Raw genomic sequence first — 25,971 nt, 5'->3', positions numbered from 1 at the left:
TCCTTTTGTGTGAGATTCCCGGAATACCGCCTTCCGTCGTGAATCATCGTTAACGTCCGGCTCATGACACACATAAGGAACATGCGTGCGAGACGAATGACGGTCGTGGGCGCGGCGGCGGCCCTGGTGCTCGGAGTCGGCGGAGCGATCGCCGTCGCCGCGCCGGACGAGGGCTCGGCCGATCCGACCGCTGTCCCCACCGTGACGACCGAGCCCGAACCCGGCACGGGCGGGGTCAGCGGCGGCACCGATGGCGGCGACACTGTCGGCAGCACAGACGGCGGCAGCGTGAGTGGTTCGGGCGGCGGTGTCGACCCCAGCCCGAGCGAGGCGCCGAGCCCGACCGGAGCCCCGGACCCCACAGTCGGTCCGAATCCCACCGGAAGCCCCGCCCCCAGCGAACCGGCGAGCCTCGACGACCTGGAGAAGCGGATCGACGAGCTCGACAAGAAGATCGACGAACTGCCCACGAAGAAGGACCTCGCCGACGCGCTGCGGGCGTTCGCGGACCGGCTGGAGCAGGACGACTAGTGCCGTGACGGCAAGGTGTGCCTCATGAGGAGCGTCGTCCGGTGCGTGCGATCGCACGGCGGCCGGAAGGCTTTGCATGGGGTCTCCCCTGCTCGAACGGAGCTGAGAGCTCGGGGAAGGAGCTACCAGGGCTTTCGGCCAACGCAGCGAGCGTGCGTGCTGGGCGGCGCGACGGGGCAAAGCTTGCCCGGAGGGCCCTGGGGCCTGATCCGAAGGACAGGCCCGCACGCCTCAGGAGGCGTCCACCACGGTCGTCCGGCGGGCCACGCCCAGCACGCACGCTGAGGTGGGGAGCCGGATCCCCGAGTCCGGCATCTTCACCTTGCGGTACGTCTCGACCACGAACCCGGCCTCCTCGATCGCGGTGAGCGTGTCCCGCGCCGTATGGCACCCGCCGCCCAGCAGCGGCCACACTGTGCGGTCCAGTGTCCGCTGCACCGTCGCCATGGCGCGGTCATCAGCCCGCACATGCTCGAAGAAGCGCAGCTCCCCGCCGGGACGCAGCACCCGCTCGATCTCCGCGAGCGACCGCTCGACATTCCGTACGGTGCACAGCACCAGTGACGCGACGGCCCCGTCGAACGCCTCGCTCTTCACCGGCAGCGCCTCCGCGGCACCCGGCACGACATCCACCGGAATGCCGGCACGCAGCGCGGACCGTACCGCCAACTGCCGCAGGCTGCGCTCGGGTTCGATCGCCACTACTTCGGAGACGGCGGGCGGATAGTGGGCGAAGTTCAGGCCGTTTCCCACACCGATCTCGATGACGCGTCCGGACAGGCCGGCGAGCAGTTCCGAGCGAATGGCCGCCATCCCGGCTCTGGTCTCCGCCGCCACACTCATGCGGGCGTAGAACCGGGCGAAGACCGGGTGGTGGACCGCGTCCTTGGGGATCTTCGTGCTCCGCAGGTGCATGACGGACCTCCTCGACGGGACCGGCTGCACCGGACGGCTCAGTCGGGCGGGGCCGCCCGACCGGAGCTGCCCGACGTGAGAAATCCGGCCGGTAAAGTACGGCTACTTTGATTCTGCCCCGTCCCGGGCCGCTCAGCCGCGCCTGCCTGGCGACGCCGGGCCCGCACGCTCGCTGCGTTGTCGGGCTCGCCCCGATACGACCGGTATCGGGGCGACCCTCCGCCTTGCGATCGCACGCACCAGACGCCGCCAGGCCCGCCCTGCGGGCGGACGGCGCTACGCCCTAGTCGGCGGTCCGGTTCCCGCCCAACTCCGCGGTCAGCCAACTCGCCGCCCGGGCACGGAATTCGGCGGGTTTGAGGGTGCCCGCGCCCGCCGGTACGCTGCCCAGCAGCGGCGCGCCCGCCGCCACCGGCAGATCGTCGAGATTGCAACGCGCGGCCAGATCCGGTTCGGCGGGCATGCTGCCCACGACCACGCCCAGGCACTCCAGCCCGCGCGCGCGCAGCGCCTCCGAGGTCAGCGCGGTGGAATTGAGCGTGCCGAGCCCGGCGGCTACCACGACCAGGACCGGAGCGCCGAGCAGCCGCGCCGCGTCCGCGAGCGTGGCGCCTTCGTCGTCGAACCGTACGAGCAGCCCTCCCGCGCCCTCGACCAGCACCAGATCGTGCTCGGCGGCGAGCTTCTCGGCCGCCTCCGCGATCTGTTCCGGGCGCACGGGCGCCAGGCCCGCCCGTCGCGCGGCCGTGTCCGGCGCCAACGGCTCGGGGAACCGGGCCAGTTCGAGGCCGGTCACCGCCTCGCCGGCAAGCCTGCGCACCTCGAAGACATCGCCCGGCTCGCCCGGCGCAACGCCCGTCTGGGCAGGCTTGAGTACGGCGACCGAACGCCCGGCGGCGACCGCCACCGCGGCCACGGCCGCGGTGACGACCGTCTTGCCGATCTCCGTACCCGTACCGCTCACCATCAGTACCGACATCTCAGCCCTCCCGCGCCGCCGCGCACACCGCACGGCAGATTCGCGCCAGATCGTCGCCGCCCGTCACATACGGCGGCATCGTGTAGATCAGGTCCCGGAACGGGCGCAGCCACACGCCCTCACGGACCGCGGCCTCGGTGGCCGCCGCCATGTTCACGTCGTGATCGAGCTGTACGACGCCGATGGCGCCCAGAACGCGTACGTCCCGTACACCTGTGATCGCACGGGCCTCGGCCAGGCCCCCCAGCAACCTCGCTTCCAGGCGCTTGACTTCCCGCTGCCAGTCCTGGCCGAGCAGCAGATCGATCGACGCGAGGGCCACCGATGCGGCCAGCGGATTTCCCATGAAGGTCGGCCCGTGCGCAAGCACCGGGACCTTGCCGCGCGAGATACCGTCCGCCACCCGTGAGGTGCAGAGGGTTGCCGCCATCGTCAGATAGCCGCCGGTCAGCGCCTTGCCGACGCACATGACGTCGGGGGAGACCCCGGCATGCCCGGCGGCGAACAGTTTCCCCGTGCGTCCGAAACCGGTCGCGATCTCGTCGAACACCAACAGCACGTCATGGGCGTCGCACGCCTCGCGCAGCACCCGCAGATAGCCGGGAGAGTGGAACCGCATCCCGCCCGCACCCTGCACCACTGGCTCCACGATCACCGCGGCCAGTTCATCGGCATGCTGCGCGATCAGCTCCCACAGGTGCTGTACGTACGTGTCATCCGGTTCCTCGCCGAAACCGCCCGGCGGCTCGTCGGCGAAGACCTGTCGCGGCAGCACCCCCGACCACAGCTCATGCATGCCGCCCTCGGGGTCGCAGACCGACATCGGCTGCCAGGTGTCCCCGTGGTAGCCGCCGCGCCAGGTAAGCAGCCGCTGTTTGGCGGGCTTTCCGGTCGAGTTCCAGTACTGCAGACACATCTTCACTGCGACCTCGACCGACACCGAACCCGAGTCGGCGAGGAAGACATGGCGCAGCGGCTCCGGTGTGATCTCGACCAGCCTGGCGGCCAGCCGCACGGCGGGCTCATGGGTGAGCCCGCCGAACATCACATGGCTCATCCGGTCCAGCTGGCCACGCGCCGCATCATTGAGCACCGGGTGGTTGTAGCCGTGCACCGCCGACCACCAGGACGACATGCCGTCGATCAACTCGCTCTGCCCGTAGGCTGGTTCGGCGAGCCGTAGTCGTACCCCGGACGCGGACTCCACCACCAGCGGCTCCTGTTTGCCCGGCATCGGGCCGTACGGATGCCAGACGTGGTCCCGGTCCAGGGTCCTCAGCTCGGCCGGGGAGAGGGGTTCAGGCATTGGGTGCGAGATCCGTTCCCGCGCCACGACGGCGGACCGCCACCAGATCCGTTCGCGCGCCCGGCACGCCGGCCTCGGCGTCCCCCGGTTCGTCGGCCACGTCACCACAGGGCGCACAGCCCCCCGCGTGCGAGCCGCAGCCGCCACCGGTCTCCGCCTCGGCCGCCGCGTCCGTACGGTGCCGGGGCAGCGTCGTCGTACCCGCGCCCTCCACCTCGAAACCGGCATCCGCGATCATGTCCAGATCTGCCTGTCCCGCCTGGCCCTCACTGGTCAGATAGTCACCTAGGAAGATCGAGTTGACCAGGTGCAGGGCGAGCGGCTGCATCGAGCGCAGATGCACTTCGCGGCCGCCCGCGAGCCGGACCTCGACATCCGGGCAGACGAACCGGACCATCGCCAGAATGCGCAGACAGCGCTGCGGGGTGAGGTTCCACTCCTTGGCGAGCGGGGTCCCCTCGAACGGGATCAGGAAGTTCACCGGAACCGAGTCCGGGTCCAGCTCGCGCAGCGAGAAGACGACGTCGACCAGATCCGCGTCGCTCTCACCCATCCCGGCGATCAGCCCGGAGCACGCCGAGAGTCCCGCGGCCTGTGCCTGCTGGACGGTCTCCACCCGGTCCGCATAGGTGTGGGTGGTGGTGATGTCCCCGTACGTCCCCTCGGACGTATTGAGGTTGTGGTTGTACGCGTCGGCGCCCGCAGAGCGCAGCCGGTCTGCCTGCCCGGCGGAGAGCAGACCGAGGCAGGCGCACACCTCGACGCCCTCGTTCTGCTCCTTGATCGCCTCGATCGTCTGCGACACCCGGTCGAGGTCCCGGTCCGTCGGACCGCGGCCGCTCGCCACCAGACAGACACGCTTCGCACCGCCCGCCACCCCGGCGGCTGCGGCCTTCGACGCCTCGTCCGGTTTCAGCCAGGTGTACTTGAGGATCTCGGCCTTCGAGCCGAGCCGCTGCGAGCAGTACGAGCAGTCCTCGGGGCAGAGGCCGGACTTGAGATTGACCAGATAGTTCAGCTTCACCCGCCGGCCGAACCACTGACGGCGCACCTTCCCGGCCGCGGCCACCACTTCGAGCAGGTCGTCGTCCGAGGTCGCCAGCACGGCGAGGGCTTCTTCGCGGGTCGGCAGCTCGCGCCGCAGCCCCTTGTCCACCAACGTGTTCAGGAGGTCCATGGTCATGATCCTGGCTTACGGCACCCCCCGCAGCCAAGGAGGAACCGGACAATAGAGCCCACAGAGCGTGTGTGTATGGCCACACCATGACGGGCCGCGCCCCCGGTTAGGGTCTGTGGGCTGCCTACAAAAGGGACCGTCGACATGTCCTTCTCCCCGTTCGACTGGATCGATGACGAGGCGCGCCGCCGTGCGGACGCCGGGCTCGTCCGTACCCTGCGCCCCCGGCCCGCCGAGCCGGAACTGCTGGACCTCGCGAGCAACGACTACCTGGGCCTCACCCGGCACCCCGAGGTGACCGCGGCCGCCGCCGAGGCCGCGCACCGGTGGGGTGCGGGCGCCACCGGCTCCCGGCTGGTCACCGGCTCCACCGCGCTGCACGCAGACCTCGAACGCGAACTGGCCGAATTCTGCGGTTTCGAAGCGGCCCTGGTCCTCTCCTCCGGCTACGCGGCCAATCTCGCCGCGCTCACCGCCCTCACCGGTCGTGGCTCCCTGATCGTCTCCGACGCAGGCAATCACGCCTCCATCGTGGACGGTTGCCGCCTCTCCCGGGCGGACACCGCCGTCGTACCCCACGCCGATCCCGAAGCCGTCGCCAAGGAGCTGCGCGCGCACGGCGGCCGCGCCCTGGCCGTCACCGACTCGGTTTTCTCCGTCGACGGAGACGCCGCACCGCTGCAGGAACTGGCCGCCGTCTGCTGCACGGAGGGCGCCGCGCTGCTCGTCGACGACGCGCATGGCCTGGGCGTGCTCGGGGAGGGCGGGCGCGGCGCCCTCGCCGCCGCTGGTCTCGCGGGTGGTGACGGGATCGTCACCACCGTGACCCTCTCCAAGTCCCTGGGCAGTCAGGGCGGAGCGGTCCTTGGCCCGGCACCGGTGATCGACCATCTGGTCAACGCGGCCCGCACCTTCATCTTCGACACCGGGCTCGCACCGGCCGCGACGGGCGCGGCTCTCGCGAGCCTGCGCCTCCTGCGCCGGGAGCCGGCACGCGCGGACAGGGCCCGTACGGTCGCCACCGCACTGTACGAACGGCTGACCGCGGACGGGCTGACGGCCGTACGCCCCGACGCCGCAGTCGTCTCGGTCCGGGCACCTTCGCCGGACGCGGCGGTGCGCTGGGCGGCCGACTGCCGCGCGGCCGGGATCGCGGTGGGCTGCTTCCGACCGCCGTCGGTCCCGGACGGCATCTCGCGGCTGCGGCTCACCGCACGGGCCGATCTGACGGAGGCGCAGATCGAGACCGCGGTGGCGACCGTCCTGCGGACTGCGCCACTGACCTGATCTCACTCGCCCCGCCCTCCGACCACCTGCGGTTCGAGTTGTGGGGCACGCCTCACAACCTCGCGGCCGGGGAGGACATCCGGTACCTCGCGACGGACAGCCGCCCCCGCCGGCCTCAGAGCCTGTCGGGTGACCTCTGATCGGGCGGCCACGCCCTGGCACGCACGCTTCCCGCGTTGCCGAAACGCCCTAGTAGCTCTGCTACGAGGGCCTTCCAGCGCCTTGGAATCGCACGCACCAGACCGCGTCCGCTTTCCGATCGAAGGTCACCCGACAGGCTCTCAGCGCCTGCCCGCTGCCGTGCAGCAGGACGACGGACGCGGCATGGTGATCATCCGCCGTCTGGCCAACGAGTGCGGCCGACGGCTCACGGTCACGCCCACCACCGAGGGGGGCAAGACCGTCTGGATCGTGCTCCCGTGGACGGTACCCGCCCGGACCTGACTGCCCGAGCGGGCGCCGCACGTCACTGCGCGTGCCGCGTACCGCCCGCGCCATCGAGGGCGGCAGCGGCGCGGCACTCACCGCGCTGGGGCTGGTGCTGGTGACCGGACCCCTGGTGCACGTGAAGCACGTGGTGAATGGGGGCGGAGGAGAGTCGGAGGGATCAGCGAACTCGTCCGTACCAGACGCTCCTCGTCCAGATCTTCTCCAGCCGCACGACGGAACCGGTCTTCGGGGAGTGCCAGATCTTTCCTTTGCCGGCGTAGATGCCCACGTGGTAGACGCTGCGCCCCGAGTGGAAGAAGACCAGATCGCCGCGCTTGCGTTTCGACGCCGAGACGTGGCGGGTCTTGTTGTACTGCTGCTGGGCCGTGCGTGGGAGCTTCTTGCCCACCCTCTTGAACGCGTACAGCGTCAGCCCGGAACAGTCGAAACGGTGGGGGCCGGTGGCCCCGTACCGGTACGGCGATCCCTTCTTCGACGCGGCGATCTTGAGCGCCTTCGTTGACCGCGTCGCGGCCTGGGCGTCGGTCACGGCGCCGGGGACGATCATGGAGCCGCCGACGGCGGCGAGCGTCAGAACCGTGGCCGTGCCGGCCCGGGTGATCAGAAACGGGACATGAACCTGCGCAGTCATGCGCAACCCTTCGTCAGCCGCCTGTGAAGGATGACCTGTCGGGTTCGGGCTGGCGAAGTTGCCCGGCCGCGCGATGCGGCTTCACCCCGAGGGTCGACCGGCTGCCCGGTCGACCCGTTGTGCTCGGGTCCTCCACTCCTGCCGATCCACTTCTGTCGACCAGTCATCCGGGCGGCGGCAGGACTCGGCGTCCGCCCGGACCGCCTCGCCGTGGTGGCGGGGGCTTGTCGTCCCACGGATCTTGACTCACCGGCTGCCGGATTTCCTGAGCAAAACAGCGATATGCAATATTTGCCATCAATGGTCTATTTGAGTGGCTGGGGGCGATTTGTGCACTCGTCAGGCTTTCTTGACCGGTCCCGTACCAGCGGTGGAACGGCATATTTCCCTCACCGTCCACGTCGGCGGCGCAAGTCGAGTCGTCCCTCTCGCAGGGGATTCCTTGCGCCGGACGAGCGAGAAAAATCGATCACCATGCCGGGCGTGTCGCCGACGGAGAGATGATCAACTCATTGCGGCCGGGGGCAGGGTGACCCGTCCGGCCCGCCGTTCCCCGTCCAACACGCGCAGTGCCCGCGCCAACGTGGCGGCGTGGATCTGTGCTTCACCCCGCTCGTGCATCAATGTGAGCGCGTCCCGCAGGGCGCCCGCCCGCGAGGCGAGCGCCTGGGCCGCGCGCAGCGCACCATAGGTGTCGCTGCCGCGGGCGGGGTTGATCCGGCCCAACTGGTCGAGCACTTCCAGATAGCAGTCGATGAACTCGGCCTCGGCGCACGTCAGTGCGGGCAGCGGTGGGAGGAACGGTGGCTGCATCGGTGGCTCACCTCGCGCTGTTCGGCGGGAGCGACGTCTTGCGGTTCTCCAGGACGTGGTCCACCAGTCCGTACGCCTTGGCTCCGGCGGCGTCGAGAATGAGGTCGCGCTCGAAGTCGGCGGCGATCCGCTCGGCGCTGCGGCCGGTGTGACGGGCCAGCATGCCGGTGAGCAGCTCGCGGACGCGGACCAGTTCCCGCGCCTCGATCTCCAGGTCGGACGGCTGGCCCTGCACCGGCTCCGGGAGCTCGGGCTGCTGGACGACGACCCTGGACCCGGGCAGGGCGTGCCGCCGGCCGGGAGCGCCCGCGGCGAGCAGGACCGCCGCGCTGGAGCCGGCCTGGCCGAGGCAGAAGGTCTCCACCTCGCAGGTGAGGTACCCCATCGTGTCGTAGACGGCGGACATGGCGCCGAACGAGCCGCCGGGGGAGTTGATGTAGAGGGAGATCGGCCGATCGGGTGCGGCGTGCTCCAGATACATGAACTGCGCGATCAGGTCGTTGGCGGCGGTGTCGTCGACCGGGGTGCCGAGGAAGACGATGCGCTCGGCGAGCAGTTTGGAGTACGGGTCGAGGGTGCGGGTCCCGTCGGTCGTGCGCTCGGTGAACTCGGGCAGTACGTAACGGGCGGCAGGGCGGAACATGGTGAGGCCTCTCCTCCGGTGTCTGTACGCGGCCTGCGCGAGCATCTGTAAAAAATGTACAGGACGTACAGAAGGTTATGATGGGGACTATGGCCTACGAGATTCCGGTGACGCAAGCGCGAGCTGAACTCGCCGAACTGATCAATCGCGTCGTCTACGGCGGCGAGCGGGTTGTGGTGACGCGGCACGGAAAGCCGCTTGTCGCGCTCGTCTCGGCCGCTGACCTGGAGCGACTTGAGAGCGACGTGGCCGTTGCGGAGGAGCAGGTGATCAGCTCGGTCTCCTCGATCGGCTCCACGGTGTCCGCTCCGGGCGAACGGCGACGCTTCGGCATCGCGGCGGAACACCGGGGGCAGCGCGACGCGGGCAACTGACCGCTCCTGCACGCATAAGCCGTGCACCCCCGCTACGGCGGGGGTGCACAGCCGCCGTGACGGTGGGGCTCAGCCCACCAGAGCCGGCTCCGGCTTGCTCGGTACCCAGGACGTCGCCGGTGCCCGGCGCCGGCCTCCGGCGAGAACGGCGGTCAGCCCCAGGGCCACCCAGGCGGCGAGCGTCAGTGCAGCGCCGCCGATGTGCCGTCCGGTCATGTGGCCCGCACGCTGATCGCCACGGCCCAGGCGTTCATTGTGTAGCCGGCGACGTTCGGGACGCCGCGCCCGAGGTGCTGGAGGACGGTCTGCGCGGGCTGATGTCCCATGGATCTGCAAAAGAGCAGTAACGCGCCGGAAAAACGTGTGTCCTAACCTGCGATACCTCGCCGTGAGGCAGCGATTCTTCATTCAACAGTCTGTTGAATGCGGTTAGTGTCTCGCTGCGCCCAGAACGGGACTGGCGGAAGACTGTGAGGTGGATACGTTGCAACTGACCCCGCATGAGCAGGAACGCCTGCTCATTCATGTGGCTGCCGATGTGGCGGAGAAGCGCCGGGCGCGTGGACTGCGGCTCAACCACCCCGAGGCGGTCGCGCTGATCACTGCGCATCTGCTGGAGGGGGCCCGTGACGGCCGTACGGTCTCGGAACTGATGGTGTCCGGGCGGAAGGTGCTCACCCGCGACGACGTCATGGACGGGATTCCCGAGATGATTCACGACGTCCAGGTCGAGGCCACCTTCCCGGACGGCACCAAGCTCGTCACCGTCCATGACCCGATCGTCTGACGGGGCGTCGCCGTGATCCCCGGAGAGATCCTTTACGCGGACGGGTCCGTGCCGCTCAACGCGGGCCGAGCCGTCACCCGCCTCACTGTCCTCAACGTCGCGGACCGGCCCGTCCAGGTGGGCTCGCACTACCACTTCGCCGAGGCCAACCCCGGTCTGGACTTCAACCGTTCGGCCGCGCACGGCCTGCGGCTGAACATCGCCGCCGGAACCGCAGTCCGCTTCGAGCCCGGCATCCCCGTCGACATCGAACTCGTGCCCCTCGCCGGACGGCGCGTCGTCCCGGGCCTGCGCGGCGAAACCGGAGGTGCCCTCGATGCCTGAGCTCAACCGTGCCGTGTACGCGGATCTGTTCGGGCCCACCACCGGCGACCGTATCCGGCTCGCCGACACCGATCTGCTCGTCGAGGTCGAGGAGGACCGCTCCGGTGGTCCCGGACTCGCGGGCGACGAGGCGGTGTTCGGCGGCGGCAAGGTGATCCGCGAGTCGATGGGCCAGGCGCGCACCACCCGTGCCGAAGGGGCCCCCGACACCGTCATCACCGGCGCCGTCATCATCGACCACTGGGGCATCGTCAAGGCGGACATCGGCATGCGCGACGGCCGGATCACCGGGATCGGCAAGGCCGGCAACCCGGACACGATGGACGGTGTCCACCCCGACCTCGTCATCGGCCCCGAAACCGAAATCATCGCGGGCAACGGCAAGTTCGTGACGGCCGGCGCCATTGACGCGCATGTCCACTTCATCTCGCCGACCATCGTCGACCAGGCGCTCTCGGCCGGTGTCACCACGCTCGTCGGTGGCGGCACCGGACCGGCTGAGGGCACGAAGGCGACCACGGTCACCCCGGGCGCCTGGCACCTGGCCCGGATGTTCGAGTCGCTTGAGGCCTACCCCGTCAACATCGGGTTGCTCGGCAAGGGCAACACGATGTCCAGCGACGCCCTGCGGGCCCAACTGCGGGGCGGAGCAATCGGATTCAAGATTCATGAGGACTGGGGGGCCACCCCGGCCGTCATCGACGCCTGCCTGAAGGTGTGCGAGGAGAGCGGCGCGCAGCTCGCCATCCACACGGACACCCTCAATGAGGCCGGATTCGTCGCCGACACCCTCGCCGCGATCGCCGGGCGCTCCATCCACGCGTACCACACCGAAGGTGCCGGCGGCGGGCATGCCCCGGACATCATCACCGTGGTCTCCGAGCCGTACGTTCTGCCGAGCTCCACCAATCCGACCCGGCCGCACACCGCCAACACCATCGAGGAACACCTCGACATGCTGATGGTCTGCCACCATCTCAACCCCGCCGTGCCGGAGGACCTGGCGTTCGCCGAATCGCGGATCCGGCCGTCCACCATCGCGGCCGAGGACATCCTCCACGACCTCGGGGCGATCTCGATCATTTCCTCCGACGCCCAGGCGATGGGCCGCGTCGGCGAGGTCGTCCTGCGCACCTGGCAGACCGCCCATGTGATGAAGAAGCGCCGTGGCCTCCTGCCCGGCGACGGTCGGGCCGACAACCACCGGGTCCGTCGCTATGTCGCCAAATACACCATCAATCCGGCCGTCGCCCAGGGCCTCGACCAGGAGATCGGCTCCGTCGAGACCGGTAAACTCGCCGACCTGGTGCTGTGGGAGCCGGCGTTCTTCGGCGTCAAACCGCAGACCGTCATCAAGGGCGGACAGATCGCCTACGCGCAGATGGGTGACGCCAACGCGTCCATCCCCACCCCGCAGCCGGTCCTGCCCAGGCCCATGTTCGGCGCACTCGGCCGGGCGCCCGCCGCGAACTCGTTCAACTTCGTGGCGAGCGCGGCCATCGAGGACGGACTGCCCGAGCGCCTCGGACTCGGCAAGAGGTTCGTACCGATCACCAGTACCCGTGGCGTGACCAAGGCGGACATGCGGGAGAACGACGCCCTGCCGCGCGTCCACGTCGACCCGGACAGCTTCGCCGTGACCATCGACGGCGAAGCGGTCGAACCCGCGCCCGCCACCGAACTCCCCATGGCCCAACGCTACTTCCTCTTCTGAGACAGGGCATCTGATGAGCCGCGCAGCTCTGCTCGTCCTCGCCGACGGCCGGTTCCCCGCCGGTGGCCACGCCCACTCGGGTGGCGCCGAACCGGCCGTCGAGGCAGGACGCATCCGAAACGCCGAGGATCTGGCCGCCTTCTGCCGGGGCCGCCTGCACACCACCGGACTCACCGCCGCCGCACTCGCCGCGGCGGCCGCCCACGGCCTCGACCCGCTGGCCCTCGACGAGGCCGCCGACGCCCGCACCCCGTCGCCCGCCTTGCGGGCTGTAGCGCGCAAGCTCGGCCGTCAGCTGATGCGGGCCGCCCGCGCGACCTGGCCCAGCCCCGAACTCGCCGCGCTCGCCCGGGCCCGCCCGCACGGCGCCCACCAGCCCGTCGTGCTCGGCCTCACCGCACGTGCGGCAGGGCTCGGGCCCGAGGACGCGGCGCACTGCGTTGCGTACGAGACGGTCAGCGGTCCGGCCACCGCGGTGGTCCGGCTGCTTTCCCTGAACCCGTTCGAGGCCACCGCTGTCCTCGCCCGCCTGGCACCCGAACTCGACCGGGTCGCCGAACAGGCTGCCGCCGCCGCACGGAGGGGTATCGACGCGCTGCCCGCCGCGTCGGCGCCGCTGCTCGACATCACCGCGGAGGCCCACGCCGCCTGGCCGGTCCGCCTGTTCGCCTCGTAGAACCACACGCACCACACCCCACCAGGAGCCGCACCCCATGCATCTCGACCACTCCCACGACGGCCCGGCCGCGGTGAGCGCCGACGCAGCACGTCCGGACGGCACCCGCCGTGCACTGCGCATCGGGCTCGGCGGGCCGGTCGGCTCCGGCAAGACGGCGACGGTCGCCGCGCTCTGCCGCGCGCTGCGTGACCAGCTGTCCCTCGCCGTCGTCACCAACGACATCTACACCCGCGAGGACGCCGAGTTCCTGCTCCGCAACGCCGTACTCCCGCCCGAGCGCGTTCAGGCAGTCGAGACCGGCGCCTGCCCGCACACCGCCATCCGGGACGACATCTCCGCCAACCTCGAAGCCGTCGAGGACCTGGAGGACAGCGTCGGGCCGCTCGATCTGATCCTCGTCGAGTCCGGCGGCGACAATCTCACCGCCACCTTCTCCAAGGGCCTCGTCGACGCCCAGATCTTCGTCATCGACGTGGCGGGCGGCGACGACATCCCGCGCAAGGGCGGCCCCGGCGTCACCACCTCCGACCTCCTCGTGATCAACAAGACCGACCTCGCCCCGTACGTCGGCTCCGACCTGGACCGGATGGCCCACGATGCCGCACAGCAGCGCGGAGCACTTCCCGTGGCCTTCACCTCTCTCACCTCCGGCGAAGGGGTCGGACCCGTGGCGGCCTGGGTGCGCGCACAGCTCGCCGCCTGGACCGCATGAGCGTCCAGGCGGCCGCCCGGATCACCGCCGTCCTCGACGGCCGCGGTGCCACGGCCCTTCCCGTGCTGGAGAGCGACGGGCCGCTCGCCCTGCGTCGGACCAGGGCCACCACCGCCCCGTACGCCCGCGTCACGGTCGTCGGCGCGATGAGCGCACCGCTGGGCGGCGACCGGCTCTCCATCGCTGCGCGCGTCGAGGAGGGTGCCCGGCTCACGGTGGACTCCGCCGCGGCCACCGTCGCGCTGCCCGGACCGGGCCGGATGCCCCAACCCGCCTCGTACGACATCGCGTTGAGCGTGGGGGAGCGGGCCGCACTCAACTGGCTTCCGGAACAGCTCATTTCCGCGTCCGGCAGCGAGCTGTACATGACCACCCGGGTGGAACTCGCCGCCACCGCACGGCTGGTGCTGCGTGAGGAGCAGATCCTCGGCCGGCACGGCGAGTCCACCGGCACCCTCGGTGCCCGCCTCACCGTCCACCGCGCCGGTCGTCCGCTGCTCGATCAGGAGGTGGCGTGCGGTCCCGGGGCGCCCGGTGGCTGGGACGGCGGGGCTGTATTCGGCGGCCATCGTGCGGTCGGTCAACTCCTTTTTGTGGACCCGGCATTCGAGGATGAATGCCCCGAGACGCGCCTGCTGGGGCCGACCGCCGTACTCACCCGTCTCGCCGGCCCCGGGGTGCTGGTGACCGCGGTGGCCCCCGATGCTCGACTGCTGCGTACTGTCCTGGACGTCGCCCTGGGCGAGCTGCTGGACGCCGTACGCGGGTGAGCACCGCTCAGCGGGACATGGGTCTCCGGTTATCGATTCGGTAAAGAAGTGCGTCCACAGCCTGTTCCCTAGTACCCCATAGGCGACAGGATCCGCGGAAGTAACCCGATGTGAACTGCGCCGCTACCTGCGGCGCTTCAGACAATGGGGGAGGTTCCACTTGAGACGCACAGCAGTGCTCGGCTCGGTCGGCACTCTGATCGCGGGCGCGCTCATGGCCGGCGCGATAGTCGCACCGACTGCCACGGCCGACAGCCGCCACCACAGCGGTTCGGAGGCGCGCGGCGTCCAGATCGCCGCCGCACGGGCGGCCCAGGCCGGCGTCGACTGGAAGGACTGCCCGGCCGACTGGGCTCTGGCCACACCTATTCAGTGTGGCTGGGTGACCGTGCCGCTCGACTACGCCAAGCCCGACGGCAAGCAGATCAAGCTTGCGGTCGACCGGCACGTCAGCACCGGCACGAAGGAGGAGCGGCAGGGGGCGCTGCTCTACAACCCGGGCGGTCCCGGTGGTTCCGGGCTGCGTTTCCCCACCCGGATCACCAACAAGAACCCGCTGTGGACGAAGACCGCGAAGGCGTACGACTTCGTCGGCTTCGACCCCCGCGGTGTCGGCCACTCGGCGCCGATCTCCTGCATCGACCCGCAGGAGTTCGTGAAGGCTCCGAAGGCTGACCCGGTACCCGACAGCGAGGCCGACAAGCGCGCCCAGCGCAAGCTCGCCGCCGAGTACGCGGACGGCTGCGCCGAGCGCAGCGGCGACATGCTGCCGCACATGACCACGCCGAACACCGCACGCGACCTGGATGTCATCCGCGCCGCGCTCGGTGAGGAGAAGCTCAACTTCCTGGGCGTCTCCTACGGCACCTACCTCGGAGCGGTCTACGGCACACTGTTCCCGGATCACGTCCGGCGCATGGTCGTCGACAGCGTGGTCAATCCGGCGAAGGACAACATCTGGTACGAGGCCAACCTCAACCAGGACATCGCCTTCCAGAAGCGCTGGGACGACTGGAAGGCATGGGTCGCCCAGAACGACGCGGCCTTCCACATCGGCACCACGCCTGCCCAGGTCGAGCAGGAGTGGCTGAAGCTGCGCGCCTCGGCCAAGAAGAACCCGATCGGTGGCGTCGTCGGACCCGCCGAGCTCATCGGTTACTTCCAGAGCGCGCCGTACTACGACTCCACCTGGGTGCGCATCGCCCGGACCTGGAGCAACTACCGGGCCGGCGACACCCAGGCGCTGGTCGACGCCGCGGGCCCCGACATGTCGGACCTCGCGGGGAACGCCTCCTCCGAGAACGGCAACGCCGTGTACACGGCCGTCGAGTGCGCGGACGCCAAGTGGCCCACCAATTGGCAGAAGTGGGACCGCGACAACACCCGGCTGCACAAGGACTACCCGTTCATGACCTGGGCGAACGCCTGGATGAACCTGCCCTGTGCGACCTGGTCGGCCAAGCAGCAGACCCCGCTGGAGGTCAAGACCGGCAAGGGCCTGCCGCCGGTGCTGATCGTGCAGTCCACGCGTGACGCCGCCACCCCGTACGAGGGCGCCGTCGAGCTGCACAAGCGGTTCAAGGGTTCGCGTCTGATCACCGAGAAGGACGCCGGTTCGCACGGCGTCACGGGCCTGCTCAACCCCTGCATCAACGAGCGGGTGGACACCTACCTGCTCACCGGGCAGACCGACGGGCAGGACGTGACGTGCACCCCGCACGCCACGCCCAAGCCGTAGGCGACTGAGTGACGGGGACGGGCGGCCGGACAGGAACCACCGGCCGCCCGTCCTCCCGTACGAGGACCGTTCACAGCCCCCGGTCGTACCGCTCCAGCCAGGCGTCCTCCGCCGAGTAGTCGAAGAGGACCTCGCCGTACGCTCGCAGCATCGCCGGGAAGGCGTCCCGCCAGTCCCGTCCGTCCAGCCGCGCGGCGAGCCACTCCACGGTCTCCGGCAGCGACTTCGTATAGCCGGTCACCGGCCGGTAACCGATCTCCTTCTCGGCCGCCGTCATGTCGTAGACGATCGGATGGGCCATGGTCCACGGCGTCTCGCCGACGTGTCCCGCGGGTGGCGGTCCGTCCACGAGCACCGTCTCCGTCTCCAGGCCGAGCACCCCGTCGATCGCCGACGCGATCTCCGCGACCGTGGGCGCCTGCGGATCGCCCGCGTTGAGCACCCGCGATCCGGGCCGCAGGGCGGCCAGCCTGATCAGCTCGGCGACGTTGGACACATGGACCGGATGGAACCGGCTCGCACCACCGTGCGAGAGGACCCGGCGCCTGCGGCCGTCCAGGAGACGTTTGACGAAGTACAGTTCGCGCGGGGAACGGCAGTACGGGCCATGGACCGCACCGGCCCGCAGCAGCGTCACCGGCAGGACGTCACCCGCCGCGAGCAGATCCCGCTCCAGCCGGACCTTCCGGGTCCCGTACGTGGCATCGCCGGGCGCCACCGTGGCCTGTGTCTCCGGGATCGGCAGCGGGTACTGCGGAGCACCGTCGGGCTCGCCCTGCGTGTCGAAACTGCGGCCGCGGTCGTCCTGATACACCGCGCCGCTGGAGATGACGACGGCCGAACCGATTAGGTCGGCGAGCCCGGTCAGCTGCCGGGCGTGCTGATCGCCGTACGCCACCATGTCGACCAGTACGTCGCACCCGTCGCCCAGCGCCGCGGCGAGTGCCCCCTCCTCGTCGCGGTCGAGGGCGACTGTCCGTACCTCATCGGCCCAACGCTCGTCCCGGCCGCCCGCGCGCGAGGCCGCCGTCACCTGCCAGCCGTCCTCGGCGAGCGCCCGCACGGCCACCCGCCCGATCTGTCCCGTTGCCCCGAGAACCCATGCGTGTCCCTTGCTCATGAGGTGCACGCTAGGCGGTGGCCGGCCCGTCGGACCCCGGGAGTTCGCCCCTCGCGGATTCGCCGTCAGCGTCGCCGTTTCGGGAACTTCTTCGCCTGCTCGGCCTGTTCGGACTTCACCCTGGCCGCGTACTCGTCGACGTACTCCTGACCGGAGAGTCCGAGGATCGCGTACATGATCTCGTCGGTGACCGCCCTGATCGCCGCCTTCTGATCCTCCATGCCCGCGTAGCGGGAGAAGTCCAGCGGCTCACCGAAGCGGATGGTGACCTGCTTGATGCGCGGCACGACCCTGCCGGGAGGCTGGATCTCGAACGTTCCGACCATCGCGCACGGCACGACGGGCACCCGCGCCTTGAGCGCCATGACCGCGACACCGACCTTGCCCTTGTAGAGCCGGCCGTCGTGCGAACGGGTGCCCTCCGGGTAGATCCCGAGCAGCTCGTCCTTGCTCAGCACCGCGAGCCCTTCACGGATCGCGGCCTGCCCCGCGTCCTTCCCGGACCGGTCCACCGGAATCTGCCCGGCGCTGCGGAAGAACGCGGCAGTCAGCCTCCCCTTGAGACCCGGGCCGGTGAAATACTCCGCCTTGGCGAGGAAGGTGATGCGCCGTTTGATGATCGCGGGCATCAGGAAATGGTCGGAGAACGACAGATGGTTGCCGGCGACGATGGCCGCACCGTCCTCCGGGATGTGCTCCAGTCCCTCGATCCTGGGCCGGAACAGCAAGCGCAGCAGTGGCCCCAGAATGACGTATTTGAGCACGTAGTAGAACACCGGATTGGCTCCTCGCTCCGCCCGACCCTCGCTTCGAGGAGGCGGCCTGCGCGAACGCGGCGACGCGTTGGGTGAACGGGGTGGACGTGCCGGCCGAAGTCCCGACCGGGCGCTGAACCTCGGCCGACAGGCGGGCCTGCGCCCGCCCGGGCCCGCCCGTCGTACCGGACAAAGGGCCCCGCTCAGGTGTCGCGCGTGGCGACCATTCCCACAGTGATCAGCCCGAGTACCACCCAGCCGAACCAGAGCCAGCCATTGCTCCCCAGCGCCACTGTGTAGGCGGTGACCGCCACTAGGGCTCCGACGGTGAGCATCCCCATCGTCTTCGTGGATCCGGACATGCGCGCACCCTCCTCGTCGGCCGCGCGGCCGTGGACCCCATCGTCACCCGGAAGGTGTCTCCACCGCTACTGTCCGCGCGCTTGCAACGAGGCGAGATAGGCGTTGTACGCCTTCAGCTCCTGGTCCCCGTCGCGGTCGGCGGCGCGGTCCGCACGCTTCGCGGTCCGCTGCTCGGATCCGTACCACTGGAAGACCAACGCGATCAGCACCAGCACCGAAGGGATCTCGCTGAACGCCCAGGCGATGCCGCCCGCCCAGTTCTGGTCGCTGAGCGCGTCGATGCCGAGTGAGGCCGGCGGATGCTTGTACGTCTCCACCATCGGAGAGGTCGCCATCATCAGCGCGATACCGAAGAAGGCGTGGAACGGCATCCCCGCGAACAGCTCCAGCATCCGCATCACATAGCCGGGCCGGTGAGGTCCCGGGTCGACGCCCATGATCGGCCAGAAGAAGGCCAGTCCGACAGCGAGGAAGTGCACCATCATCGCGAGGTGCCCGGTCTTCGAGCCCATGAGGAAGTCGAAGAGCGGGGTGAAGTACAGCGCGTACAGGCTGGCGATGAACATCGGGATGGTGAAGACCGGATGCGTGATGATCCGCATGTACCGGCTGTGCAGCAGCATGAGCAGCAGCTCGCGGGGGCCGGTGCGGTTACGGCCCGCGACCGGCAGTGAGCGCAGCGCCAGAGTCACGGGGGCGCCCAGCAGCAGCAGGATCGGCGACAGCATGCTGATCACCATGTGCTGCACCATGTGCACGCTGAACATGACCATGCCGTAGTCGTTGAGCTTCGTGCACATCACCAGGGCGATGCTCAGCACACCGACCGTGAAGAAGATGATCCGGTTGACCGGCCAGCCGTCCCCGCGTCTGCGCAGTCGCAGCACCGCGTAGCCGTACAGGCCGAGCGCGAGGACGCAGCCGATCAGGAATACGGGGTCCGCGGAGAATTGGAGCCCACGTCCCAGCGTGAACGGCGGCAGATCCATGGTCATGCCGTGCCCGCTGTGATCCATCTGTTCACTCCCGCTGGGGACGTCCCCGTTTCGCGCCGGTTGTCCCGACCAGAGTAGAACTGCCCCCGGCCGCAGCTGCGGCCGGGGGCAGTTCTCAGGTGCTGGTGTTGCTCAGAGCACGCACTCGGCCTCGGCGTACCGCTCGGCCGGGACCGACTTCAGGCTCTCCACGGCCCGGGCCAGCGGCACCATGGTGATATCCGTGCCGCGCAGCGCCGTCATCATGCCGAACTCGCCACGGTGCGCCGCCTCGACCGCGTGCCAGCCGAAGCGGGTCGCCAGAACCCGGTCGTACGCGGTCGGGGTGCCGCCGCGCTGGACATGACCGAGTATCACCGGGCGGGCCTCCTTGCCCAGGCGCTGCTCCAGCTCGACGGAGAGCCGCGTGGCGATCCCGGTGAACCGCTCGTGGCCGTAGATGTCCTTGGTGCCCTGCTCGAACTCCATGGAGCCCACCCGCGGCTTGGCGCCCTCGGCGACCACGACGATCGCGAACTTCTTGCCCGCCGAAAAACGCCTGCCGACCAGCTCGGTCAGCTCGTCCATGTCGAAGGGGCGTTCCGGCACGACGATCGCGTGCGCACCGGCCGCCATGCCCGAGTGGAGTGCGATCCAGCCGGTGTGGCGGCCCATGACCTCGACGATCAGTACCCGCTGGTGCGACTCGGCGGTGGTCTTCAGCCGGTCGAGGGCGTCGGTGGCCACGCCGACCGCGGTGTCGAAGCCGAAGGTCACATCGGTCGACGCGATGTCGTTGTCGATGGTCTTCGGCACGCCGACGATCGGCAGCCCCGCCTCGGAGAGCAGATGGGCAGCCTTCAGCGTGCCCTCGCCGCCGATCGGGATGATCGCGTCGAGACCGAGATCGGCGACATGGCCCTTGGCCTGCTCGACGCCGCCCCGCAGGTGTGCGGGCTGGACCCGGGACGAGCCCAGGATCGTACCCCCGCGGGCGAGAATGCCGCCGACCGCGTCGAGGTCGAGCTTGCGGTAGTCGCACTCAAGGAGGCCCTTCCACCCGTCGTGGAAGCCGATGACCTCGTCGCCGTGGTCGACCACCGCGCGGTGCACGACGGAACGGATGACGGCATTGAGGCCGGGGCAGTCGCCGCCGGAGGTGAGCACACCAATACGCATTGCCCGGGAAACCTTTGCAACGTGGGCCGACGACCGGACCACGTCGTCCGGTTGGATCCCCGCCACCCTACCGGCGCAGGGTGGCGGGACCGAATCAGACGTCCGCCTGGTGGACACCGCTCAGTTGAGCGAATTACGCGTCATGCGGGCTGGGTCGCCGACGCGATGCGCTCGGCGCGCAGCGCCTCGTACCAGCGGTCGTCCGTCGGCGGCAGGGCGTTGACGTCGAGGGCCAGCTTCAGGAGCAGGTCCGCGATCATCGGGTTACGGGCCATCACGGGCCCGTGCATGTACGTACCGAAGACCGTGTCGTTGTACGCCCCCTCGGTGCCGTCACCCGTGCCGTTGCCCCGGCCGAACTGCACCCGGGCGAACGGCCGCGCCGTCGGGCCGAGATGGGTGACGCCCTGGTGGTTCTCGAAACCGGTCAGCTGCGGCAGGCCCAGCTGCGGATCGATGTCGGCCAGTACGTCACCGACGCACCGGGCACCCTCGCCACGGGTGGAGACCACGTCGAGCAGGCCGAGACCGGGCTCGCGCTCACCGAGGTCGTTGATGAACTCGTGGCCGAGGATCTGGTAGCCGGCGCAGACCGAGAAGATGATCGCGCCGTTGGACGCGGCCCGGCTGAGACCGCCGTCACGGCGCAGCCGCTCCGCGGCGAGGCGCTGGGGCCGGTCCTCACCGCCGCCGATCAGATAGATGTCGCCGGACGTCGGGACCGGCTGGTCGCTGCGCACGTCGACGCGCTGCACGTCGAGACCGCGCTGCCGGGCCCGGCGCTCCACCACCAGCGCGTTGCCCTGGTCGCCATAGGTGCTCAGCAGGTCGGGGTAGACCCAGACCAGACGCAGACCGTTGTTGCTCATGCTTCGTCCTCTCCGGAGGTGGCCGGGTCCGGGGTCAGTTGCCGACACGACGGCGCAGATCCTGGAAGGCGGTGTAGTTGGCGATGACCTCGATACGGCCGGGCGGGGCCTGCTGCACGGCCTCGTCGAGGTTCTCGCAGACCCGGAAGTCGAGACCGGCCACTTCGAGGCGGACCGCGAGGTCCAGCTTGCGGTCGCCGAGCACGAAGATCGGGTGGCCCGCGAGCTGGGTGTAGTCGACGTCCCACAGCCAGGAGGTGTCCGTGCCGTCCGCGCCCCGGGCGTTGACCGAGAGGATCACCGGCGTGGGCGGCGGGTCGATCAGGGAGAACGTTTCGAGCCAGCCCGCCGGGTTCTTCGCCAGCAGGAGCCGCAGCTCACGGCCGAGGAAGGAGACCACGTCGTAGCGGCCGGCGACGGCCTGCACCTGATACATGCGCTCCAGGGCGACCTGCGGCGGCACACCGAAGACGGCCGCGACGGCGGCCGAGCTGGTGGCGTTCGCCTTGTTCGCGCGGCCGGGGAGCTGCAGGTGGATCGGCCACGCCGAGCCGTGCGGGTCCAGGACGTAGTCGCCGTGCAGCACCCAGCTCGGGGCGGGGCGGCGGAAACCGCACTCGCCGCAGAACCAGTCGTCGCCGGGGCGCTGCATCACACCGCCGCAGGACGGGCAGGACCAGGCGTCGTCCTTCCACGCCTGCCCGGCCGCGACCCACACCACGTTGGGGGAGGAGGATGCCGCCCAGACGATCAGCGGGTCGTCGGCGTTGGCGACGATCACGGCCTTCGAGCCGGACAGCCCCTCACGCCACTTCTCGGCCAGCATCCGGGTCTCCGCGGCGCGGTCCAGCTGGTCGCGCGAGAGGTTGAGCAGCGCGATCACCTTGGGTGTGGTGTCCCGCGCGACGCCTGCGAGGTACTTCTCGTCGACCTCGATCACGCCGTACTTCGCGTCCGAGCCACCGGCCAGGGCCGAGGTGATACCCGCGGGCATGTTGGCGCCGAGCGCGTTCGACACGACCGGGCCGGCCGCCCGCAGTGCCTCCGCGATCAGCCGGGTCGTCGTGGTCTTGCCGTTCGTCGCCGACACGAGGATCACGTCCAGGTGCTGCGCCAGCCGCCCCAGCAGGGCGGGGTCGAGCTTGAGCGCCACCCGGCCGCCGATCACCGATCCGCTGCCGCGCCCCGCAGCGCGCGACACCGCCGCTGCGGCCTTGCCCGCCGTCACCGCCAGCTTGGCCCGCGGCGACAACGGCTCCGTGTTGCCTGCCATCGTCCTAGATCCTCCTTGCATCGGTCCGCGCCCAGCCTATCGATGTCCGGCGCGGCGACCGCACCACGGCACCACCAGGACGGTGGAGGCCGGGTGGAACGTACGATGACGGCCATGCGAAACCGCCCGATCCCCGGCAGTTCCGGACTCGTCCGCGCCATGACTCTGCTCGGTGACCCGGTGCTTCACGGCGCCTGCGAGGACGTCACCGACTTCGGTCCGTCGCTCGCCCGGCTCGTCGAGGACATGTTTGCCACGATGTACGCGGCGCAGGGGGTCGGTCTCGCCGCCAATCAGATCGGCATACCGTTGCGGGTGTTCGTCTACGACTGTCCCGACGACGACGATGTCCGTCATCTCGGCCACCTCGTCAATCCGAAGCTGGTCGAGGCGGACGGCATCACGGTACGCGGACCGGAGGGCTGCCTCTCGCTTCCCGGCCTGGAAGCCGGGACCCCACGCTTCGACCATGCGGTGGTGGAGGGCGTGACCGTCGACGGGGAACCGGTGAGGGTCGACGGCACGGGCTGGTTCGCGCGCTGTCTCCAGCACGAGTGCGACCACCTCGAAGGCACCGTCTACACGGACCGGCTGACCGGGCTGCGCCGGGCGAGGGCACTGCGCGCGGCCCGCCGGGCGCCCTGGGGACGTACCGACTGACCACGCTCTCCCGCGTCAGAATCCGGGCCCGCCCGGCAGGTCGCCCGCGGCGGCCAGCCTGCCCCACAGCAGATCGGCCAGGCTGCGCACCAACTGGGCGCGTGAGCAGGGGCGTTCGCCCAGCCACCAGTCGCCCGCCGCATGCATCATGCCGACGATTCCATGGCCCCAGATGCGGGCCATCTCCTCGCTGTCCGGGCCGAGGTCCACCCGCTCGGCGATGACCAGGGCGAGCTCTTCGCCGAGCCGGCGCAGCAGCGGGGCGGAGTGGCGCCCGACGTCGAAGCCCTGCTCGGGGGAGGGGGCGGGGTCGTCGGACGGGTGCATCAGGAAGCGGTAGACCTGCGGACGGGCCTCGATTGCCGCGAGATAGGTGTCGAGCGTCGCCTCCACCCTCTGGCGGCGCTCGGCGGGGGCGTCGAGTGCCGCCCGCAGTGCGCTCAGCAGCGCGTCGGTGTGGCGCTTGGCGAGCGCGCGGTAGAGGCCGCCCTTGTCGCCGAAGTGCCGGTACAGGATGGGCTTGGTGATCCCGGCCTCCGCCGCGATGGCGTTCATCGAGGCCTTGGGCCCGTCCCTGAGCACCACGCGGTCGGCGGCCTCCAGCAGCTCCCGGCGGCGCTGCTCGGCCGCCGTCCGCTGTTTTTCGGCCTGTCCTGTGGTCTCCATGTCGCCTCTCCCCACCCTGGCCGTGCAACTGGCCATGCAAGTCCGTTACGCCTGCGCAACGTAACACCCTGACCACCGGTGCTGCTGATCGGAGTCCGACTGATTGACAGAGACTACTTGCCGGTAACAGACTTCTGTTACCGCAAGTAATGGCGATTTTTACGGTAGTGCATGGAGGGGAACATGGCCGAATTCACGCTCGATCTCAACGACGACCAGAAGCAGGTCCGTGACTGGCTTCACGGCTTCGCCGCGGATGTGATCCGTCCGGCTGCTTCGGAGTGGGACGAGCGTGAGGAAACGCCCTGGCCCGTCATTCAGGAGGCGGCCAAGGTCGGCATCTACTCCCTCGACTTCTATGCCCAGCAGTTCTTCGACCCGACGGGGCTCGGCATCCCGATGGCCATGGAGGAACTTTTCTGGGGCGACGCGGGCATCGCCCTGTCGATCGTGGGTACCGGCCTGGCAGCCGTCGGCGTCCTCGCCAACGGCACCGAGGAGCAGATCGGCACCTGGATCCCGCAGATGTACGGCGATGCGAACGATGTGAAGGTCGCCGCCTTCTGCTCCTCGGAGCCGGACGCCGGCTCCGACGTCGCCTCGATGCGGACCCGCGCGGTGTACGACCAGGCCAAGGACGAGTGGGTGCTGAACGGCACCAAGACCTGGGCGACTAACGGCGGCATCGCACATGTCCACGTCGTCGTCGCCGTGGTCGACTCGGAACTGGGCTCCAAGGGCCACGCCTCCTTCATCGTGCCGCCGGACACCCCCGGGCTCTCGCAGGGCCAGAAGTTCAAGAAGCACGGCATCCGGGCCTCGCACACGGCGGAGGTCGTTCTGGAGGACGTCCGTGTCCCGGGCCACTGCCTGCTCGGTGGCAAGGAGAAGCTGGACCAGCGCCTGGCGCGGGCCCGCGAGCGCGCCCAGTCCGGTGGCGAGCGCGTGAAGAACGCGGCGATGGCCACGTTCGAGGCATCCCGCCCGGCGGTCGGCGCGATGGCGGTCGGTACCGCGCGCGCCGCGTACGAGGTGGCGCTGGACTACGCGAGGACCCGGACCCAGTTCGGCCGCCCGATCATCGACAACCAGGGCGTCGCGTTCCAGCTCGCGGACATGCGGACACAGATCGACGCGGCCAGGCTGCTCGTCTGGCGGGCGTCCTGGATGGCGACCACCGGGAAGCCGTTCGAGTCGGCCGAGGGCTCCATGTCCAAGCTGTACGCGAGCGAAACGGCGAAGAAGGTCACCGCGCAGGCGATCCAGATCCTCGGCGGCAACGGCTTCACCCGTGAATACCCGGTGGAGCGGATGCACCGGGACGCTGCCATCTACACGATCTTCGAGGGTACGAGCGAGATTCAGCGGCTGGTGATTGCGCGCACGCTGTCGGGCATGCCGATTCGCTAGCGCGGTGCCGCAGGGTGGGGGCGCCGCGCTCGATCGCGGTGCCTCCGGCCCCGCCTCTGTCGTCGATCGCCGGACGGGCCGGACATTCGGCGGGCGGGGTGGCTGCTGGGCCGGGCGGGCCGGCTGCGGCGTTCGGCCCGCCCGGCGGTGCGCGTCCGTCAGGCGGGCAGCAGGGCCTCGATTGCCGCCACGAGCTCCGGCGCCTCCGGTTCCGTGCGCGGGCGGATACGGGCCACGGGCTCGCCGGACGGGGAGATCAGGAACTTCTCGAAGTTCCACTGCACGTCACCCGCCTCGCCGTCCGCGTCCGCGAGCCGCGTCAGCTCCGCATACAGCGGGTGCCGCCCGTCACCGTTGACGTCGACCTTCTGCAGGAGCGGGAAGCTGACTCCGTACGTCGTCGAGCAGAACGTCTGGATCTCCTCCGCGCTGCCCGGCTCCTGGCCCGCGAACTGGTTGCACGGAACACCGAGCACGGTGAAGCCCCGGTCCCCGTACTCCTTCTGCAGCCGTTCCAGGCCCGCGTACTGCGGGGTGAGCCCGCACTTGGAGGCGACGTTCACCAGCAGGACCGCCTGGCCGCGGTAGGTGCCGAGGGTGGTCGGCTCGCCGGTGAGCGTGTGGAGCGGAATGTCGTACAGCGTCATGAGGGTCTCCTTTTAAGTCGCTTCCGAGGCCATTCTTACGCCCGCAGGTTTATTGGCACCGCCCGGCCGTCCGGATCCAGCAGCAGGTCCCGGCCGCCCGCCGGGCGTTCCACGGTCACCGCCCGGGAGCTGGGTGCCGTCGGCCGGAGTGCCGACGGAGAGGCGCCATGTCACGCTGGGACGGGGGATCACGCCCGGTGCGGCCTGCTGCTCGGCCGGACCAAC

At 70.0% G+C, this 25,971-nt stretch carries 29 protein-coding genes, 2 pseudogenes and 1 riboswitch; of the genes and pseudogenes, 14 read left to right on the top strand and 17 right to left on the bottom strand.

From position 1 onward, the window contains the following. Positions 1–63: 63 nt before the first annotated feature. Entirely contained in the window at positions 64–531 is a 468-nt protein-coding gene (locus tag ACIBB8_RS18510) for a hypothetical protein (RefSeq protein ID WP_398953315.1), read from the top strand. A 231-nt stretch (positions 532–762) separates the two neighbouring features. Here the strand turns inward: ACIBB8_RS18510 and ACIBB8_RS18505 are convergent, their stop codons facing one another. The 4 genes from ACIBB8_RS18505 to bioB form a co-directional block, all read right to left on the bottom strand. Continuing rightward, positions 763–1,446 carry a class I SAM-dependent methyltransferase gene (locus ACIBB8_RS18505; RefSeq protein WP_398953313.1) on the bottom strand — a complete coding sequence of 228 codons (684 nt, stop codon included), beginning with the start codon at positions 1,444–1,446 and terminating at the stop codon, positions 763–765. Between the two features lie 283 nt (positions 1,447–1,729). Beyond that, on the bottom strand, positions 1,730–2,425 hold the full coding sequence (gene bioD, locus ACIBB8_RS18500) for a dethiobiotin synthase (RefSeq protein ID WP_398953311.1): 696 nt from the start codon (positions 2,423–2,425) through the stop codon (positions 1,730–1,732). Between the two features lies 1 nt (position 2,426). After that, positions 2,427–3,731: an adenosylmethionine--8-amino-7-oxononanoate transaminase gene (locus ACIBB8_RS18495; protein WP_398953309.1), complete on the bottom strand. Its 1,305-nt coding sequence runs from the start codon at positions 3,729–3,731 to the stop codon at positions 2,427–2,429. Then, positions 3,724–4,908: a biotin synthase BioB gene (gene bioB / locus ACIBB8_RS18490; protein WP_398953387.1), complete on the bottom strand. Its 1,185-nt coding sequence runs from the start codon at positions 4,906–4,908 to the stop codon at positions 3,724–3,726. Before bioB ends, ACIBB8_RS18495 begins: the two co-directional genes overlap by 8 nt. Before the next feature lie 144 nt (positions 4,909–5,052). Here bioB and ACIBB8_RS18485 point away from each other — a divergent pair, with 144 nt between their 5' ends. From ACIBB8_RS18485 to ACIBB8_RS18475, 3 genes and pseudogenes are all read left to right on the top strand, one after another. Beyond that, entirely contained in the window at positions 5,053–6,195 is a 1,143-nt protein-coding gene (locus ACIBB8_RS18485) for an 8-amino-7-oxononanoate synthase (RefSeq protein WP_398953307.1), read from the top strand. A gap of 267 nt (positions 6,196–6,462) precedes the next feature. Further along, a pseudogene (locus tag ACIBB8_RS18480) lies at positions 6,463–6,639 on the top strand (ATP-binding protein); the annotation flags it as partial. A gap of 25 nt (positions 6,640–6,664) precedes the next feature. Continuing rightward, positions 6,665–6,757, top strand: a pseudogene (locus ACIBB8_RS18475) (LysE family translocator); the annotation flags it as partial. A gap of 45 nt (positions 6,758–6,802) precedes the next feature. Here ACIBB8_RS18475 and ACIBB8_RS18470 read toward each other — a convergent pair. The 3 genes from ACIBB8_RS18470 to ACIBB8_RS18460 form a co-directional block, all read right to left on the bottom strand. Continuing rightward, positions 6,803–7,276, bottom strand: a complete 474-nt coding sequence (locus tag ACIBB8_RS18470; protein WP_398953305.1) for a C40 family peptidase — start codon at positions 7,274–7,276, stop codon at positions 6,803–6,805. A gap of 3 nt (positions 7,277–7,279) precedes the next feature. Then, a riboswitch (cyclic di-AMP (ydaO/yuaA leader) is annotated at positions 7,280–7,444 on the bottom strand. A gap of 336 nt (positions 7,445–7,780) precedes the next feature. Beyond that, a complete protein-coding gene (locus tag ACIBB8_RS18465; protein WP_398953304.1) occupies positions 7,781–8,089 on the bottom strand; it encodes a hypothetical protein in 309 nt (102 codons plus the stop codon). 7 nt (positions 8,090–8,096) lie between these two features. Next, positions 8,097–8,732, bottom strand: a complete 636-nt coding sequence (locus ACIBB8_RS18460; protein WP_398953302.1) for an ATP-dependent Clp protease proteolytic subunit — start codon at positions 8,730–8,732, stop codon at positions 8,097–8,099. 89 nt (positions 8,733–8,821) lie between these two features. Here ACIBB8_RS18460 and ACIBB8_RS18455 point away from each other — a divergent pair, with 89 nt between their 5' ends. Next, on the top strand, positions 8,822–9,106 hold the full coding sequence (locus tag ACIBB8_RS18455) for a type II toxin-antitoxin system Phd/YefM family antitoxin (protein WP_398953299.1): 285 nt from the start codon (positions 8,822–8,824) through the stop codon (positions 9,104–9,106). Between the two features lie 69 nt (positions 9,107–9,175). On the opposite strand, the gene ACIBB8_RS18450 is transcribed toward ACIBB8_RS18455, so the two are convergent. Continuing rightward, a complete protein-coding gene (locus ACIBB8_RS18450; protein ID WP_398953297.1) occupies positions 9,176–9,322 on the bottom strand; it encodes a hypothetical protein in 147 nt (48 codons plus the stop codon). A gap of 268 nt (positions 9,323–9,590) precedes the next feature. Here ACIBB8_RS18450 and ACIBB8_RS18445 point away from each other — a divergent pair, with 268 nt between their 5' ends. From ACIBB8_RS18445 to ACIBB8_RS18415, 7 genes are all read left to right on the top strand, one after another. Further along, on the top strand, positions 9,591–9,893 hold the full coding sequence (locus ACIBB8_RS18445; protein WP_037822390.1) for an urease subunit gamma: 303 nt from the start codon (positions 9,591–9,593) through the stop codon (positions 9,891–9,893). A gap of 12 nt (positions 9,894–9,905) precedes the next feature. Beyond that, complete coding sequence (locus tag ACIBB8_RS18440) at positions 9,906–10,217, top strand: urease subunit beta (protein WP_398953295.1); 312 nt, start codon at positions 9,906–9,908, stop codon at positions 10,215–10,217. Further along, positions 10,210–11,931 (top strand): urease subunit alpha, encoded by a 1,722-nt coding sequence (locus ACIBB8_RS18435; RefSeq protein ID WP_398953293.1) that lies wholly within the window; start codon positions 10,210–10,212, stop codon positions 11,929–11,931. Before ACIBB8_RS18440 ends, ACIBB8_RS18435 begins: the two co-directional genes overlap by 8 nt. 13 nt (positions 11,932–11,944) lie before the next feature. Continuing rightward, on the top strand, positions 11,945–12,607 hold the full coding sequence (locus ACIBB8_RS18430; protein WP_398953291.1) for an urease accessory protein UreF: 663 nt from the start codon (positions 11,945–11,947) through the stop codon (positions 12,605–12,607). Between the two features lie 37 nt (positions 12,608–12,644). Then, complete coding sequence (gene ureG / locus ACIBB8_RS18425) at positions 12,645–13,322, top strand: urease accessory protein UreG (RefSeq protein ID WP_398953289.1); 678 nt, start codon at positions 12,645–12,647, stop codon at positions 13,320–13,322. Then, positions 13,319–14,092, top strand: a complete 774-nt coding sequence (locus ACIBB8_RS18420; protein WP_398953287.1) for an urease accessory protein UreD — start codon at positions 13,319–13,321, stop codon at positions 14,090–14,092. The genes ureG and ACIBB8_RS18420 overlap by 4 nt, the downstream gene beginning before the upstream one ends. 160 nt (positions 14,093–14,252) lie before the next feature. Then, complete coding sequence (locus ACIBB8_RS18415; protein WP_398953285.1) at positions 14,253–15,830, top strand: alpha/beta hydrolase; 1,578 nt, start codon at positions 14,253–14,255, stop codon at positions 15,828–15,830. Between the two features lie 70 nt (positions 15,831–15,900). Here the strand turns inward: ACIBB8_RS18415 and ACIBB8_RS18410 are convergent, their stop codons facing one another. From ACIBB8_RS18410 to ACIBB8_RS18380, 7 genes are all read right to left on the bottom strand, one after another. Further along, entirely contained in the window at positions 15,901–16,950 is a 1,050-nt protein-coding gene (locus tag ACIBB8_RS18410; protein WP_398953283.1) for an NAD-dependent epimerase/dehydratase family protein, read from the bottom strand. A 65-nt stretch (positions 16,951–17,015) separates the two neighbouring features. Next, complete coding sequence (locus ACIBB8_RS18405) at positions 17,016–17,726, bottom strand: lysophospholipid acyltransferase family protein (RefSeq protein WP_398953281.1); 711 nt, start codon at positions 17,724–17,726, stop codon at positions 17,016–17,018. Positions 17,727–17,908: 182 nt separating this feature from the next. Continuing rightward, entirely contained in the window at positions 17,909–18,067 is a 159-nt protein-coding gene (locus ACIBB8_RS18400) for a hypothetical protein (protein WP_398953279.1), read from the bottom strand. Positions 18,068–18,133: 66 nt separating this feature from the next. Beyond that, positions 18,134–19,084: a cytochrome c oxidase assembly protein gene (locus tag ACIBB8_RS18395; protein WP_398953277.1), complete on the bottom strand. Its 951-nt coding sequence runs from the start codon at positions 19,082–19,084 to the stop codon at positions 18,134–18,136. 111 nt (positions 19,085–19,195) lie between these two features. Next, entirely contained in the window at positions 19,196–20,221 is a 1,026-nt protein-coding gene (locus tag ACIBB8_RS18390) for a 6-phosphofructokinase (RefSeq protein ID WP_398953275.1), read from the bottom strand. A gap of 140 nt (positions 20,222–20,361) precedes the next feature. Then, positions 20,362–21,090: a type 1 glutamine amidotransferase gene (locus ACIBB8_RS18385; protein ID WP_398953273.1), complete on the bottom strand. Its 729-nt coding sequence runs from the start codon at positions 21,088–21,090 to the stop codon at positions 20,362–20,364. 34 nt (positions 21,091–21,124) lie between these two features. Then, entirely contained in the window at positions 21,125–22,363 is a 1,239-nt protein-coding gene (locus ACIBB8_RS18380; protein ID WP_366136062.1) for a MurT ligase domain-containing protein, read from the bottom strand. 114 nt (positions 22,364–22,477) lie between these two features. Here ACIBB8_RS18380 and def point away from each other — a divergent pair, with 114 nt between their 5' ends. Further along, positions 22,478–23,023, top strand: a complete 546-nt coding sequence (gene def / locus ACIBB8_RS18375) for a peptide deformylase (protein ID WP_326792064.1) — start codon at positions 22,478–22,480, stop codon at positions 23,021–23,023. 15 nt (positions 23,024–23,038) lie between these two features. Here def and ACIBB8_RS18370 read toward each other — a convergent pair whose 3' ends face one another. After that, entirely contained in the window at positions 23,039–23,689 is a 651-nt protein-coding gene (locus tag ACIBB8_RS18370; RefSeq protein ID WP_358856110.1) for a TetR family transcriptional regulator, read from the bottom strand. Between the two features lie 183 nt (positions 23,690–23,872). On the opposite strand from ACIBB8_RS18370, the gene ACIBB8_RS18365 reads away from it, so the two are divergent. Beyond that, entirely contained in the window at positions 23,873–25,099 is a 1,227-nt protein-coding gene (locus tag ACIBB8_RS18365) for an acyl-CoA dehydrogenase family protein (protein ID WP_398953270.1), read from the top strand. A 158-nt stretch (positions 25,100–25,257) separates the two neighbouring features. Here ACIBB8_RS18365 and ACIBB8_RS18360 read toward each other — a convergent pair whose 3' ends face one another. Next, a complete protein-coding gene (locus ACIBB8_RS18360) occupies positions 25,258–25,746 on the bottom strand; it encodes a glutathione peroxidase (RefSeq protein WP_398953267.1) in 489 nt (162 codons plus the stop codon). Positions 25,747–25,971: the final 225 nt, after the last annotated feature.

This window comes from Streptomyces sp. NPDC051286 (genome assembly GCF_044455345.1).
Lineage (GTDB): Bacteria > Actinomycetota > Actinomycetes > Streptomycetales > Streptomycetaceae > Streptomyces.
Note: the sequence above shows the minus strand (reverse complement) of the source record. Positions and strands in the feature narration are given on the sequence as shown.

What these genes read in the sequence shown, in the direction of transcription:
- ACIBB8_RS18510 (WP_398953315.1), top strand. Translation starts at nt 64, where the DNA reads ATGACACACATAAGGAACATGCGTGCGAGACGAATGACGGTCGTGGGC.
- ACIBB8_RS18505 (WP_398953313.1), bottom strand. Translation starts at nt 1,446, where the DNA reads ATGCACCTGCGGAGCACGAAGATCCCCAAGGACGCGGTCCACCACCCG.
- bioD (WP_398953311.1), bottom strand. Translation starts at nt 2,425, where the DNA reads ATGTCGGTACTGATGGTGAGCGGTACGGGTACGGAGATCGGCAAGACG.
- ACIBB8_RS18495 (WP_398953309.1), bottom strand. Translation starts at nt 3,731, where the DNA reads ATGCCTGAACCCCTCTCCCCGGCCGAGCTGAGGACCCTGGACCGGGAC.
- bioB (WP_398953387.1), bottom strand. Translation starts at nt 4,908, where the DNA reads ATGGACCTCCTGAACACGTTGGTGGACAAGGGGCTGCGGCGCGAGCTG.
- ACIBB8_RS18485 (WP_398953307.1), top strand. Translation starts at nt 5,053, where the DNA reads ATGTCCTTCTCCCCGTTCGACTGGATCGATGACGAGGCGCGCCGCCGT.
- ACIBB8_RS18470 (WP_398953305.1), bottom strand. Translation starts at nt 7,276, where the DNA reads ATGACTGCGCAGGTTCATGTCCCGTTTCTGATCACCCGGGCCGGCACG.
- ACIBB8_RS18465 (WP_398953304.1), bottom strand. Translation starts at nt 8,089, where the DNA reads ATGCAGCCACCGTTCCTCCCACCGCTGCCCGCACTGACGTGCGCCGAG.
- ACIBB8_RS18460 (WP_398953302.1), bottom strand. Translation starts at nt 8,732, where the DNA reads ATGTTCCGCCCTGCCGCCCGTTACGTACTGCCCGAGTTCACCGAGCGC.
- ACIBB8_RS18455 (WP_398953299.1), top strand. Translation starts at nt 8,822, where the DNA reads ATGGCCTACGAGATTCCGGTGACGCAAGCGCGAGCTGAACTCGCCGAA.
- ACIBB8_RS18450 (WP_398953297.1), bottom strand. Translation starts at nt 9,322, where the DNA reads ATGACCGGACGGCACATCGGCGGCGCTGCACTGACGCTCGCCGCCTGG.
- ACIBB8_RS18435 (WP_398953293.1), top strand. Translation starts at nt 10,210, where the DNA reads ATGCCTGAGCTCAACCGTGCCGTGTACGCGGATCTGTTCGGGCCCACC.
- ACIBB8_RS18430 (WP_398953291.1), top strand. Translation starts at nt 11,945, where the DNA reads ATGAGCCGCGCAGCTCTGCTCGTCCTCGCCGACGGCCGGTTCCCCGCC.
- ureG (WP_398953289.1), top strand. Translation starts at nt 12,645, where the DNA reads ATGCATCTCGACCACTCCCACGACGGCCCGGCCGCGGTGAGCGCCGAC.
- ACIBB8_RS18420 (WP_398953287.1), top strand. Translation starts at nt 13,319, where the DNA reads ATGAGCGTCCAGGCGGCCGCCCGGATCACCGCCGTCCTCGACGGCCGC.
- ACIBB8_RS18410 (WP_398953283.1), bottom strand. Translation starts at nt 16,950, where the DNA reads ATGAGCAAGGGACACGCATGGGTTCTCGGGGCAACGGGACAGATCGGG.
- ACIBB8_RS18400 (WP_398953279.1), bottom strand. Translation starts at nt 18,067, where the DNA reads ATGTCCGGATCCACGAAGACGATGGGGATGCTCACCGTCGGAGCCCTA.
- ACIBB8_RS18395 (WP_398953277.1), bottom strand. Translation starts at nt 19,084, where the DNA reads ATGGATCACAGCGGGCACGGCATGACCATGGATCTGCCGCCGTTCACG.
- ACIBB8_RS18390 (WP_398953275.1), bottom strand. Translation starts at nt 20,221, where the DNA reads ATGCGTATTGGTGTGCTCACCTCCGGCGGCGACTGCCCCGGCCTCAAT.
- ACIBB8_RS18385 (WP_398953273.1), bottom strand. Translation starts at nt 21,090, where the DNA reads ATGAGCAACAACGGTCTGCGTCTGGTCTGGGTCTACCCCGACCTGCTG.
- ACIBB8_RS18380 (WP_366136062.1), bottom strand. Translation starts at nt 22,363, where the DNA reads ATGGCAGGCAACACGGAGCCGTTGTCGCCGCGGGCCAAGCTGGCGGTG.
- def (WP_326792064.1), top strand. Translation starts at nt 22,478, where the DNA reads ATGCGAAACCGCCCGATCCCCGGCAGTTCCGGACTCGTCCGCGCCATG.
- ACIBB8_RS18370 (WP_358856110.1), bottom strand. Translation starts at nt 23,689, where the DNA reads ATGGAGACCACAGGACAGGCCGAAAAACAGCGGACGGCGGCCGAGCAG.
- ACIBB8_RS18365 (WP_398953270.1), top strand. Translation starts at nt 23,873, where the DNA reads ATGGCCGAATTCACGCTCGATCTCAACGACGACCAGAAGCAGGTCCGT.
- ACIBB8_RS18360 (WP_398953267.1), bottom strand. Translation starts at nt 25,746, where the DNA reads ATGACGCTGTACGACATTCCGCTCCACACGCTCACCGGCGAGCCGACC.